Annotated in this window: 13 protein-coding genes; 9 read left to right on the top strand and 4 right to left on the bottom strand. The window is 64.5% G+C overall.

Annotated features, from left to right (window positions below; genetic code table 11):
• Nucleotides 1-103 precede the first annotated feature (103 nt).
• The 7 genes from norV to R2B70_RS19715 all read left to right on the top strand — a co-directional run bounded on the left by norV (nucleotide 104) and on the right by R2B70_RS19715 (nucleotide 7,688).
• On the top strand, nucleotides 104-1,588 hold the full coding sequence (gene norV / locus R2B70_RS19745; protein ID WP_318162293.1) for an anaerobic nitric oxide reductase flavorubredoxin: 1,485 nt from the start codon (nucleotides 104-106) through the stop codon (nucleotides 1,586-1,588).
• On the top strand, nucleotides 1,585-2,736 hold the full coding sequence (gene norW / locus R2B70_RS19740; protein ID WP_318162292.1) for an NADH:flavorubredoxin reductase NorW: 1,152 nt from the start codon (nucleotides 1,585-1,587) through the stop codon (nucleotides 2,734-2,736). Before norV ends, norW begins: the two co-directional genes overlap by 4 nt.
• Nucleotides 2,737-2,787: 51 nt before the next feature.
• On the top strand, nucleotides 2,788-3,129 hold the full coding sequence (locus R2B70_RS19735) for a DUF1971 domain-containing protein (RefSeq protein ID WP_318162291.1): 342 nt from the start codon (nucleotides 2,788-2,790) through the stop codon (nucleotides 3,127-3,129).
• Between the two features lie 121 nt (nucleotides 3,130-3,250).
• Complete coding sequence (locus R2B70_RS19730; protein ID WP_318162290.1) at nucleotides 3,251-4,468, top strand: 4Fe-4S binding protein; 1,218 nt, start codon at nucleotides 3,251-3,253, stop codon at nucleotides 4,466-4,468.
• Between the two features lie 179 nt (nucleotides 4,469-4,647).
• Nucleotides 4,648-4,731 carry a tryptophanase leader peptide gene (tnaC, locus tag R2B70_RS20195; RefSeq protein ID WP_069652909.1) on the top strand — a complete coding sequence of 28 codons (84 nt, stop codon included), beginning with the start codon at nucleotides 4,648-4,650 and terminating at the stop codon, nucleotides 4,729-4,731.
• 204 nt (nucleotides 4,732-4,935) lie between these two features.
• A complete protein-coding gene (gene tnaA / locus R2B70_RS19720) occupies nucleotides 4,936-6,402 on the top strand; it encodes a tryptophanase (RefSeq protein ID WP_318162288.1) in 1,467 nt (488 codons plus the stop codon).
• 71 nt (nucleotides 6,403-6,473) lie between these two features.
• A complete protein-coding gene (locus tag R2B70_RS19715) occupies nucleotides 6,474-7,688 on the top strand; it encodes an aromatic amino acid transporter (protein WP_318162287.1) in 1,215 nt (404 codons plus the stop codon).
• A 105-nt stretch (nucleotides 7,689-7,793) separates the two neighbouring features.
• Here R2B70_RS19715 and R2B70_RS19710 read toward each other — a convergent pair whose 3' ends face one another.
• Nucleotides 7,794-8,177, bottom strand: coding sequence for a hypothetical protein (locus R2B70_RS19710; protein WP_042074032.1), 384 nt, complete (start codon nucleotides 8,175-8,177; stop codon nucleotides 7,794-7,796).
• Nucleotides 8,178-8,501: 324 nt separating this feature from the next.
• On the opposite strand from R2B70_RS19710, the gene R2B70_RS19705 reads away from it, so the two are divergent.
• The gene (locus R2B70_RS19705; RefSeq protein ID WP_318162286.1) at nucleotides 8,502-9,719 is read left to right on the top strand and encodes an aromatic amino acid transporter; all 1,218 of its coding nucleotides are present in this window, start codon (nucleotides 8,502-8,504) and stop codon (nucleotides 9,717-9,719) included.
• 98 nt (nucleotides 9,720-9,817) lie between these two features.
• On the opposite strand, the gene R2B70_RS19700 is transcribed toward R2B70_RS19705, so the two are convergent.
• On the bottom strand, nucleotides 9,818-10,033 hold the full coding sequence (locus tag R2B70_RS19700) for a hypothetical protein (protein ID WP_318162285.1): 216 nt from the start codon (nucleotides 10,031-10,033) through the stop codon (nucleotides 9,818-9,820).
• Between the two features lie 215 nt (nucleotides 10,034-10,248).
• Between R2B70_RS19700 and R2B70_RS19695 the strand changes: the two genes are divergently transcribed.
• Nucleotides 10,249-10,815, top strand: a complete 567-nt coding sequence (locus R2B70_RS19695; protein WP_318162284.1) for a hypothetical protein — start codon at nucleotides 10,249-10,251, stop codon at nucleotides 10,813-10,815.
• A gap of 119 nt (nucleotides 10,816-10,934) precedes the next feature.
• On the opposite strand, the gene R2B70_RS19690 is transcribed toward R2B70_RS19695, so the two are convergent.
• Together R2B70_RS19690 and R2B70_RS19685 are read right to left on the bottom strand one after the other, a co-directional pair.
• The gene (locus R2B70_RS19690) at nucleotides 10,935-11,414 is read right to left on the bottom strand and encodes a DM13 domain-containing protein (RefSeq protein ID WP_318162283.1); all 480 of its coding nucleotides are present in this window, start codon (nucleotides 11,412-11,414) and stop codon (nucleotides 10,935-10,937) included.
• A 104-nt stretch (nucleotides 11,415-11,518) separates the two neighbouring features.
• Nucleotides 11,519-12,085 carry an NAD(P)H-dependent oxidoreductase gene (locus R2B70_RS19685; RefSeq protein WP_318162282.1) on the bottom strand — a complete coding sequence of 189 codons (567 nt, stop codon included), beginning with the start codon at nucleotides 12,083-12,085 and terminating at the stop codon, nucleotides 11,519-11,521.
• Nucleotides 12,086-12,100 lie beyond the last annotated feature (15 nt).

Here is a 12,100-nt window from a genome sequence, read left to right as displayed (position 1 = left end):
ATTGAAATTGAGTTAGATAAAAATCAATGAGTTATAACTTGGCACGTCCGCTGCAATAGCTGGTTCAGTCGAACATCCACTATTGCATTCGAGGAACTGCCTGATGAGCATTCACGTCAAGAACAACATCCACTGGGTCGGCCAACGGGACTGGGAGGTGCGCGACTTCCACGGCACCGAGTACAAGACTCACAAGGGCACCAGCTACAACAGCTATCTCATCCGCGAAGGGAAGAACGTGCTGATCGACACCGTCGATCACAAGTTCAGCCGCGAGTTCGTGCAGAACCTGGCGGCGGAGATCGATCTCGCCGCCATCGACTATGTGGTGATCAACCACGCCGAGGAGGATCACGCCGGCGCCCTGACCGAGCTGATGGCCCGCATTCCCAGCACTCCCATCTACTGCACCCACAACGCCATCGACTCCATCACCGGCCATCATCACCACCCGGAGTGGAACTTCCACCCGGTCAAGACCGGTGACAGCCTGGACATCGGCAACGGCAAGCAGCTGGTATTTATCGAGACCCCCATGCTGCACTGGCCCGACAGCATGATGACTTACATGACAGAAGATGCGGTGCTGTTCTCCAACGACGCCTTCGGCCAGCACTACTGCGACGAGCACCTGTTCAATGACGAGGTGGACCAGACCGAGCTGATGGAGCAGTGCCAGCGCTACTACGCCAACATCCTCACCCCCTTCAGCCCGCTGGTGACGGCCAAGATCAAGGAAGTGCTCGGCTTCAACCTGCCGGTGAGCATGGTGGCCACCTCCCACGGCATCGTCTGGCGTGAGGACCCCACCCAGATCATCCTGAAATACCTGGAGTGGGCCGATCACTATCAGGAAGATCGCATCACCTTGTTCTACGACTCCATGTCCAACAACACCCGCATGATGGCTGACGCCATCGCCCAGGGCATCCACGAGGTGGACCCCGGCGTGGCGGTGAAGATCTACAACGTGGCCCGCCACGACAAGAACGAGATCCTGACCCAGGTGTTCCGCTCCAAGGGGATACTGGTGGGCTCCTCCACCATGAACAACGTCATGATGCCCAAGGTGGCGGGCATGCTCGAAGAGATCACCGGCCTGCGGTTCCGCAACAAGCGTGCCTCGGCCTTCGGCAGCTACGGCTGGACCGGCGGCGCCGTGGACCGGATCCAGACCCGGTTGATGGACGCGGGCTTCGACATCAGCCTCTCCCTCAAGGCCAAGTGGCGGCCGGATGGCTCGGCGCTGGCCGAATGCCGCGAGCATGGCCGCCGGCTCGCCCGTCAGTGGGCGCTGCACCCGCTGGACGCACCCCGCCCGATCACCACAACCCAGGCGACGCCTGCCCCCGTGGTGCCCGCTGCTGTGGTTGCAGAGCTGAAAGCCGCCCCGGCGGCTGAATGGGATGACGACCAGGCCATGCTCTGCACCGTCTGCCAGTGGGTCTATGACCCGGTCCAGGGCGAGCCGGATCAGGGGGTGGCGCCGGGCACCCCCTGGGCCCAGGTACCGGACAGCTTCCTCTGCCCGGGTTGCGGCATCGGCAAGGAGGTATTCGAACCCTGCGCTGTGGAGGCTTGCGTATGAGTGCCATCCCCCAGCGCGACGAGACAGTGGTGATCGGCAGCGGCTTCGCCGCCCAGCAGCTGGTCAAGAGCCTGCGCAAGCTGGACGCCGAGCAGCCCATCCGCCTCATCACCGCCGACAGCGGCGACGAGTACAACAAGCCGGACTTGAGCCATGTGGTGAGCCGGGGCTGTGCCGCCGCGGCCATGACCCGCCAGAGTGGCAGCGACTTTGCCGAGCAGCAGCGCATTGCGCTGCTGCCCCACTGCCCGGTGCTCGGTATCGACCCTGCCCGGCGGTTGGTACTGACCGAGCAGGGCAGCTTCCCCTATGGTCAGCTGGTGCTGGCCACCGGTGCCAGTGCGGTACGCCCCGAGCTGCCGGGCAGCGAGCATCTGGTCACCCTCAACAGCCAGCAGGAGTATGCCGCCGCCGAGGGGGCAATCCAGCAGGCCCGCCGCATCCTGGTGCTGGGGGCCGGCCTCATCGGCTGCGAGCTGGCGATGGACATGGCGAGCGATGGCCGCGAGGTCACCCTGCTGGATCTGGCCGACAGCCCGCTCAGCGCCCTGCTACCCGCCACCCTGACCCAGCCGCTGCAACAGGCGCTGCGCAGCCAGGGGGTCAGCCTGCAGTTCGGGACAGGTCTCGCCAGGATAGACGGCCAGCCGGGCGATGGCTGGCGGGTGACTCTGACCGATGGCCGCACCAGCGAGCAGGATCTGGTGATCGCCGCGATCGGCCTGCGGCCGAATCTGGCCCTGGCCCGGGGGGCCGGGCTGGCAGTGGAGCGCGGCATCCTAGTCGACGATCGGCTGCAGACCAGCAATCCCCATATCTTCGCGCTGGGGGATTGCGTGCAGTGGCAGGGTCAGCTGCTCCCCTTCCTGCAACCCATAGTGCTGGGCGCCAATGCGCTGGCGCGTACCCTGCTTGGCACGCCGACCCCGCTGACCCTGCCGCCCATGCTGGTGAAGGTGAAGACGCCGCGCTACCCGCTGCAACTGGCGGGTCGTACCCGGGGTGAAGATCTCGCCTGGCAGTGCCGCTGGAACAGCCACGGCATGGTGGCCGAGGCGCGCGACCCAGCCGGCGAGCTGTGCGGCTTCGTGGTGGGGGGCGACCAGATGAGCGCCGCCTTCCCGCTGCTGCGTCAGCTGCCCCGTTAACCCCTTTCATTGCACCGGCCGGGGTGACCCGGCCACTCGAGGAGAACCGATATGGCCATGCAACTGATTCCGTCTCACTGGGTAGTGCGCCGCTCCACCCCCTTCTTCACCCGTCAGAATGTGCCCCAGGCCCTGCTCACCCACCACAACACCGCGGCCGGGGTGTTCGGCCAGCTCTGCGTGATGGAGGGCACCGTCACCTATCACGGCTTTGCCGACGAGCAGGCCGAGGAGCCTGAGCTGAGCCTGGTGATCCGGGCCGGGGGGTTTGCCACCAGCCCGCCCCAGTACTGGCACAGGGTCGAGCTGTCGGAGGATGCCCGCTTCAACATCCACTTCTGGGCCGCACAGGCCGAATCCGACCAGCCGCTGTTCAACAGCCGCAAGGCATAAGGTTCAACCATGGGGAGGGGCATTGGGCGCAAATGTCCCCCTCTGCCCATGTAGATCAAAACAGTCAATTCAGATGTCCGTTATCCTTGCCGCCAGTGGTGGATGAGGCAGTGAGGGAAACATGAGCGTGATCGAAGCCGTGACCATGGCCGCCGGCCTGGCCTATCTGGTGCTGCTGGCGTGGCAGGCGCGATCGGGCTGGCAGTGGCGTCTTGCCCTCGGCCTGCTGCTCATGCTCTGGTTGCTGGCGGCTGACAGCCTGCTCTGGCTCGGCATGGGGCTGGTGGCCGGCGCGCTTTCCCTCTGGCACCAGCGGCGGCCGCTGCCCGCCCTCGAGGCGCTCGACAGCCAGTGGCTGCGGACGCGCACACGGCAGATGCTGTTGCTCTGCTGGGGGCTGGTGACGCTGCAGTACGGCCTGCATGTCTGGCAGCTGGGGCAGGGGATGAGCCCCTGGCTGGTGCGCCCTGACGTGGTGGACGGCTTCCTGCCCATCGCTGGCGGGCTCGGGCTGCGGGCCTGGCTCGGGCAGGGGCTGGTGGATCCCCACCATCCGGCGGCCACCGTGACTGTGCTGGTGCTCTCGCTGTCGGCCCTGCTGCTGGGGAGGGCGTTCTGCGCCTGGTTCTGCCCGCTCGGGCTGGTGGGCGAGTGGCTGCACGGCCTGCGCATCCGATGGATAGCGGGGGAGTGGACGCCGCCGCGCTGGTTCGATGTGGTGTTGCGCGGCCAGAAGTTTCTGGTGCTTGCTTTCCTGCTGTTTATCGTGCTGATCGCGGTGCCAGGCGCCGCCCTGCCCGGCTACCTCGCCAGCCCCTACCATCAGGCGGCGGACATGAAGATGGGGGCCTTCTTCTTCAACCTGACCCCGATCTCGGGCCTCTGCCTTGTCTGGGTGCTGCTGCTCACCGCCACCTTCCGGCAGGGGTTCTGTCGCTACCTCTGCCCCTATGGCGCCTGGCTGGCCCTGCTGGGTCTATTGACGGTGCTGCGCATTCGCCGTGACCCGGCCCGTTGCCTGCGCAGCGCGGGCCACGACTGCGACAAGTGCAGCCGGGCCTGCCCGTCGCGCATCCAGGTACACCAGCTCATCGCGGTGCGCAGTCTCGAGTGCACCAGCTGCCAGAGCTGTGTGGCCGCCTGCCCCAAGCGGGCCGATGCGCTGCACTTGGGCTCCCAAGGGCGCCGGCTCGCCCCTCGCCAGTTGCTGGGGCTGCTCTGCCTGTTGCTGCTGGTGCTGCCGCTGCTCTCCTACGGCTTGCTGGATCTCTGGGTCAGCCAGACGCCGCTGGCGGAGCGCTATGACCTGCTGCAACGGCTGCCCTGGTTGAACCATTGAGCCACCGAGTCGCCGCGTGCATCGGGGTGGGACAGTGCCCGCCCCGATGCGACGGCGACCTGTATAAATTTCCCCCGGCAAATTGTTATCGCCATCCCAAATTGCTCATGTTGCAATTGATCATATGCAAGGGCTCACCATAATGGACCCTGTTAATTGGCGTTGTTAATTCCAACCAGATGAGCAACAACATGAATATCAAGGTCAGCTATCCCAAGTGGTTTACCCTGGACCATAAAATCGCGTTCTTCTTCCCGCTGTAATATCCCTGCGGTGCCGCTGCATTTCCCGCAATGCAACGCGCCCGTCTGAATACCTAATCTGAAATAGTCTGCACCTGTCTTCGCTTGTTTATTTTGCGAGGCGATGTCGTGCACCCATTCTCAATATTTTCTGTCTGCCGGATATTCTATTTTCGGCGGGGGATGAGACACATTCTGAATATTTAACTCTGGGGTGTTTATATTATGGAAAACTTCAAGCATCTGCCCGAACCCTTCCGCATTCGTGTCATCGAGCCGGTCAAGCGCACCACCCGCGCCTACCGGGAGGAGGCCATCGTCCGGGCGGGCATGAACCCCTTCCTGCTGGACAGCGAGGACGTCTTTATCGATCTGCTGACCGACAGCGGCACCGGCGCCATCACCCAGGACATGCAGGCCGCCATGCTGCGCGGTGACGAGGCCTACAGCGGCAGCCGCAGCTACTATGCGCTGCAGCAGGCGGTGCAGGAGATCTTCGGTTATTCCCTCACCATTCCCACCCACCAGGGGCGCGGCGCCGAGCAGATCTACATCCCGGTGCTCATCAAGAAGCGGGAGCAGGAGAAGGGGCTGGATCGCAAGAAGATGGTGGCGCTCTCCAACTACTTCTTCGACACCACCCAGGGTCACACCCAGATCAACTGCTGCGTGGCGAAGAACGTCTACACCAGGGAGGCGTTCGACACCTCTGTCACCGCCGACTTCAAGGGCAACTTCGATCTGGTCAAGCTCGAGGAAGCCATCCTGGAGGCGGGCCCCGCCAACGTGCCCTACATCGTCAGCACCATCACCTGCAACTCCGCCGGCGGCCAGCCGGTCTCCATCGCCAACCTGAAGGCGGTGTACGAGATCGCCAGAAAGTACGACATCCCCGTCATCATGGACTCCGCGCGCTTCGCCGAGAACGCCTACTTCATCCAGCAGCGGGAGCCCGGCTACGCGAACTGGACCATCGAGGAGATCACCAAGGAGTCCTACAAGTACGCGGACGGTCTCGCCATGTCCGCCAAGAAGGATGCCATGGTGCAGATGGGGGGCCTGCTCTGCTTCAAGGACGACAGCATGCTGGACGTCTACACCGAGTGCCGCACCCTGTGCGTGGTGCAGGAGGGCTTCCCGACCTACGGTGGCCTGGAGGGGGGCGCCATGGAGCGTCTCGCGGTGGGCCTGCGTGACGGCATGCGCCAGGACTGGCTGGCCTATCGCATCGGCCAGGTGCAGTACCTGGTGGACGGGCTGGAAGCCATCGGCGTGGTGTGCCAGCAGGCGGGGGGCCACGCGGCCTTCGTGGATGCGGGCAAGCTGCTGCCGCACATCCCGGCGGATCAGTTCCCGGCCCACGCCCTGGCGTGCGAGCTCTACAAGGTGGCCGGCATCCGGGCGGTGGAGATAGGCTCCCTGCTGCTGGGGCGTGACCCCGCCACCGGCAAGCAGCACCCCTGCCCGGCGGAGCTGCTGCGCCTCACCATACCGCGTGCCACCTATACCCAGACCCACATGGACTTCGTTATCGAGGCCTTCGGCGAGGTGAAGAAGAACGCCAAAAACGTGAAGGGGCTCGACTTTATTTACGAGCCGGCGGTGCTGCGCCACTTCACCGCCCGTCTGAAGGAGGTCGACAATAACAATCAAGCGGCCTGCACCAAAACTGAAAAATTAGTAGAAGCATAACGAGTCAGGGGCACAGATTATTCTGTGCCCTTTTTTTTCACAGCCTTGTGAATTTTCGGGAGTGACAACACATGACATCGAAACCGTCCGTCATCGGAGGGGCCTGCATCATTGCCAGCGTCTGTGTCGGTGCCGGCATGCTGGGGCTGCCGAGCGCGGGAGCCGGGGCCTGGACCAGCTGGTCAACCCTCGCCATCATTCTTACCATGGTCGTCATGACGGTTTCAGGCTGGATGCTGCTGGAAGCCCTGAAACCCTACGCATTGACCGCCTCCTTCAACTCGGTGACCAAGGATCTGCTCGGTCACAGGATCAATCTCTTCAACAACCTCACCGTCTATTTCGTGGGCGGCATTTTGCTCTATGCCTATATCACCTCGTCGGGTCTCATCCTGGGCGGCCTGCTGGGCATCGACAGCCAGCTGGCCTCGGTGTTGTTCGTGCTGGTGTTCTCCTGGTTTGTCTGGCATTCGACCCGAGCGGTGGACAGGATTTCGGTCGTCCTGATCGTTTTTATGGTGCTGAGCTTCGTGTTCGGGGTCTCCGGGCTTGCCAGCAAGGTCGACACCGCCAAGCTGTTCAACTCCTTTGCCGAGGAGCTGGGCCGCGCCCCTTACGCCCTGGCCATGTTGCCGGTGGCGCTCACCTCGTTTGGCTACCACCACTCGGTGGCATCGATGCGCGCCTATTACGGCGAGGAGCAGAAAGCCAGGCAGGCGATCCTGGGGGGCACCCTGATCGCCCTGGCGCTCTACCTGCTGTGGCTGCTCAGCATCTTCGGCAATCTGCCCCGCAGCGCCTTCGGCCCCGTCATCGCCAAGGGGGGCGACGTGGACGTGCTGCTCGGGGCGCTGGCCTCGGTGATCGAGTCCAGACAGGTATCCCAGGCCATCAACCTCTTCTCCATGGCGGCCATCCTCTCCTCCTTCATCGGGGTGGGGCTGGGGGTGTTCGACTATCTGGCGGATCTGTTCAAGTTCGACAACAGCCGCCAGGGCCGCGCCAAGTCCTGGGCCGTGACCTTCCTGCCGCCCCTGGTGCTCTCCCTGCTGTTCCCGTTCGGCTTCGTGGTGGCCATCGGCTACGCCGGGGCCGCGGCGACCGTCTGGGCCTGCATCATTCCCGCCCTGCTGGCGAAGAAGTCCCGGGAGCTGGCCCCACAAGAGGCGGGCTTCAAGGCTCCCGGCGGCCAGCCCATGATCTTGGCGGTCATCGTCTTCGGGGTGCTCACCGCCATCTTCCATCTGATGGCCATGGCGGGCATGTTGCCCGTCTATACGGGGTGATCCGCAAGGGCGGGCATGCGGCCTCTCTATACGGGATGAGTGCGGCATAAAGCGGGGCCTGGCCCCATCACGGTGAAACGGCGCCCTTGGGCGCCGTTTTGTTGTTTATGGCTGCGGCCGGGATCGGTGGCGCATCAGCAGGACCAGCATGATCCCCATGGCGATCAGCACCGCCAGGGAGGAGGCGGCGAGGAGGGGGTCGACCCGCTCCGGTGGCAGCAGCCGGCCATAGAGCAGGTAGAGCCCCGCCGACATCACCAGCGCCCCCAGCTGGTGCAGGTAGAACTGCACGGACACCAGCCGCCCGCTCGGGTTGTCGAGCCACAGCCGGTGGCACAGGGCATAGATGAACGAGACCACGAAGCCGACCAGCATGATGTGGGCATGGGTCACGAACTGGCCGTGATCCTTGCTGGCGGCCATATGGATGCCCAGCACCATGCCGAGCAGGGCATAGCAGAGGGCGCTGATGACGAACTTCCTGTCCATGGGATGGCTCCTTGCCGTGAAAACCGGCTTGAGTATAGTCCCGTGCCCGCGGCAGGCGGGGCGCACGGGGGAGTGACTCCAGGGGAATGGCGCCAACATTTGATACCCGGGGGTGAGCAGGGTAAAGTCACACCCCCAACATGGCGGCCCTGCTGCCATGTTGGGATCGGTAGCTGGCCTCAGCCACGTCTTGCCTCGCTGACGCAGCAGCAAGCGGCTGGGCACCGATAGCACAGATGATCGCGATCTTACGATGACAACCGGCGTAGCAGATGCAACGGTCCGCGGTCGCGACCAGATCAACAATCGTCTTTGGGGAAGTAAATGGAACATAAACCATCGTTGGTGGGCGGGGCATGCATCATTGCCGGCGTCTGTGTGGGGGCTGGCATGCTGGGCCTGCCGAGTGCGGGCGCGGGGGCCTGGAGCCTCTGGTCCATGCTCGCGGTGGCGCTGACCATGGTGGTGATGACGGTCTCCGGCTGGATGCTGCTCGAATCCTATCGTGGCTACCCCCTGCGCGTCTCCTTCGATACCGTGACCCGGGATCTGCTGGGGGAGAAGGTGAACGCCCTCAACAACCTCAGCGTCTACTTCGTCGGCGGCATTCTGCTCTACGCCTACATCACCTCGGCCGGCCTCATCATAGAAGGCATGACGGGGATGGGCAGCCAGCTCTCCTCCATCCTCTTCACCCTGGCCTTCTCCCTGCTGGTGTGGCACTCCACCCGGGCGGTGGACCGCATCTCGGTGCTGCTGGTGATCCTGATGGGGCTGAGCTTCGCCTTCGGCATCTCGGGCCTGTCCATGAACGTCCGCCTGGATCTGCTGCTGGATCGGGTCGGCAGCGAGACCCACTACGCCCCCTATGCCCTGGTGATGCTGCCGGTGGCGCTCACCTCCTTCGGCTATCACCACTCGGTGTCGTCCATGCGCGCCTATTACGGCGAGGAGAAGCGTGCCAGCCGCGCCATCCTGGGGGGCACCCTGATCGCGCTCGCGTTTTACCTCGTCTGGCTGGTGAGCGTCTTTGGCAACCTGCCGCGCAGCGAGTTCGGCCCGGTGATCGCAGAGGGGGGCAACGTGGACGCCCTGCTCAAGGCGCTGGGCTCGGTGATCGAATCCAGGGCGGTGGCGAGCGCCCTCAACGCCTTCTCCATGGCGGCCATCCTCTCCTCCTTCATCGGGGTGGGGCTGGGGGTGTTCGACTACCTGGCGGATCTGTTCAAGTTCGACAACAGCCGGGGCGGCCGCGCCAAGTCCTGGGCGGTGACCTTTGTGCCGCCCCTGGTGCTCTCCCTGCTGTTCCCGTTCGGCTTCCTGGTGGCCATCGGCTACGCCGGTGCCGTCGCAACCCTCTGGACCTGCATCATACCGCCGCTGCTGGCCTGGAAGGTGCGGGCGGCTCAGGGCGACAAGGGCGAAGGCTTCCGCGCCCCCGGCGGGGTGCTGATGATCGCCCTGGTGATCGGTTTTGGCGTGCTGACCGCCGCCTTCCACCTGCTCAACATGGTCGAGCTGCTGCCCGCCTACAAGGGGTGATAGACCCGCGATGCTGCGAGCAACGGCGCCTTCGGGCGCCGTTTTCTATGGTGTCGAGACGAAAGGGGCAAGAGGGCACAGGGACCGGCGACCCATGGTTATCCGGGAGGGGGCCTGGACAGCGTCGGGGGCAAGCTTTCAGGGGTGGCCTGCGACTGCCTGGCCACCAGGGTCTGCTCCACATAGCGGTCGCTGCGCCCCTTGAGCAGCTTGCCCATCCCCTGCTCCACGGTGGCGATGTCGGACAGCCTGCCCGGCGCGACCCCCCTGGTCAGCATCTGCTCCGGCAGCTTGGCGCCGCGGCGAAACTCCACCCGATAGCCGGTCCCTTTGGCCCCACCGGCGAAGGGACCCGGAGGGGCTATAGTCAGACAGATGGCACCTGCGCGTCACTGCCTGCGGGCTGCCAGCTTTCGATCACCCCGTCCATCCACCAGACAGCTGCTGCCCGGCAGCACGGCCGCCATGGTAGTCAGGCCGTGCGTGATCCTGTTTTGCATCGTATTCACCCAACCGGGAGAGAGATGTTATGTGCAAACACCTATTGGCCCTGGGCGTGCTCGCGGCCATCACCCTGGCCACGCCGGTCCAGGCCGAAGAGCAGGCCGGCATGCCAGCCATGACAGACGAGGCGATGATCGCCAGCGCCATGGCGGCGGCCCCCGTCAAGGTCGGGGCCGGCGCCACCGTCGTCGCCATGGGGGCGGACGGCAAGATGCGCACCCTGCGCGAGGGCGGCAATGGCTTCACCTGCATGCCAGACAACCCGGCCACGCCGGGGCCGGATCCTATGTGCATGGACGCGGCGGCGATGGCCTGGGCCCATGCCTGGATCAACCACGAGATGCCGCCCAAGGGCAAGATTGGCTTCATGTACATGCTCAAGGGCGGCACCGATGCCAGCAACACCGACCCCTACGCGACCCAGCCCACCACCAGCAACAACTGGTTGCAGACCGGACCCCACGTGATGATCGTCGGGGCGGATGATGCCTTCTACGACATGTATCCGAAGGGTGCAGATCCGGATACCTCTGCCCCCTACATCATGTGGTCTGGCACCCCCTATCAGCATCTGATGGCACCAGTGGAGTAAGACGTTGTGTGCAGCTGGTCGGCGGCGTCGCGGCCGATCATCAAAAGGCGCCCGTCGGGCGCCTTTTGCATGGGGCTCGCTGGCGGTATGCCTGCGAGACGCGCCTGGGTGGCAGGCTCTCATTCCCGATAACGGGCCGAGGTAATGAACTGTCCGAAGGTTTCACACCAGACGATCACGGTGTCGTAGCGGGCGGGGTCGATGCCGGCGGGGAGCGGCACGATAAAGTTGTCGAAGGTCTTCACCGGCCCGACATGCACCATCCGATCCTTCAGGCGGGCAAAATCTGCCTCGGTCTCGACGAAGGCGGGCGACAGATAGAGCTGGTAGTCGGGGCCCGGCGCCAGCCTGCCCATCAGGCTGATGGCGTCCGGCCCTATGCTCACCTTGCCTTCCCCCCAGTGCAGACGATCGCTGTCCTGCCGCTCCCGTTTGAAGGTGCCCTGATAGGTCGCCTGCGCCTGACGGGACGCGACCTGTTCGCCGCTGGGGGCGGGCGGCGCGATCAGGATGGGCAGCAGATAGATGCCGGCGGCGAAGCCGGCAGCCCCCACCAGCAGATGGCTGGCCAGCAGCAGAGCCAGGGTCTTGCGTTGCATGGCTGTCTCGGTCGGTGATCAATGGATGGCACCAACATATCAGTGCCTGCCGCCCATGCCCATCCCGGGGGGCGTGAAAGCTGCTGACGTGAGGCTGCTCTCCCTCAACGCTCCTGCTGCAATGTCCGGAGGGTGGCAATCAGCCGGCCGGCGTGGTCGCGGGCGCGCGCCTCGACCAGCTCCTGGGTGTTGTAGATCCCCGGGATATAGACCATGCCGTGGCTCCAGATCGGCGGCTCGAAGACCATGCCGGTCAGGTAGGCCAGCTGCTCCAGGGGCTTGAGCAGCTCGGGGATGGCGAAGTGGTTGTACCCGAGCGTGCGGTAGGACTCCTGCGGCCCGCCCACGGTCAGGGAGAGCAGCAGCGGCTTGCCCTTGAGCTTGTCCCCCTCAGGCCCGTAGGCGAAGTTGAAGGTCATCACCTCGTCGATCCACTTCTTCAGCAGCGCCGGCACCGAGTACCAGTAGAAGGGGAACTGCAACACCAGGATGTCCGCGTCCAGCAGGGCCTGCTGCTCGGCCGCCACGTCGATGCGGCCATCGGGGTAGCGCTGGTCGAGGCGCCGCACCCGGACGTGGTCGACGGCCTCCTCCAGCTCGCCGAGGATCACCCGGTTGGTGAAAGAGTGGGACAGGTCGGGATGACCGGAAATGACCAGCACCTTGCTCATGATGCGTTCTCCTGT

The organism is Aeromonas sp. XH (assembly GCF_033348475.1).
Lineage (GTDB): Bacteria > Pseudomonadota > Gammaproteobacteria > Enterobacterales > Aeromonadaceae > Aeromonas > Aeromonas sanarellii.
This window is presented reverse-complemented; position numbering and strand designations above follow the sequence as displayed.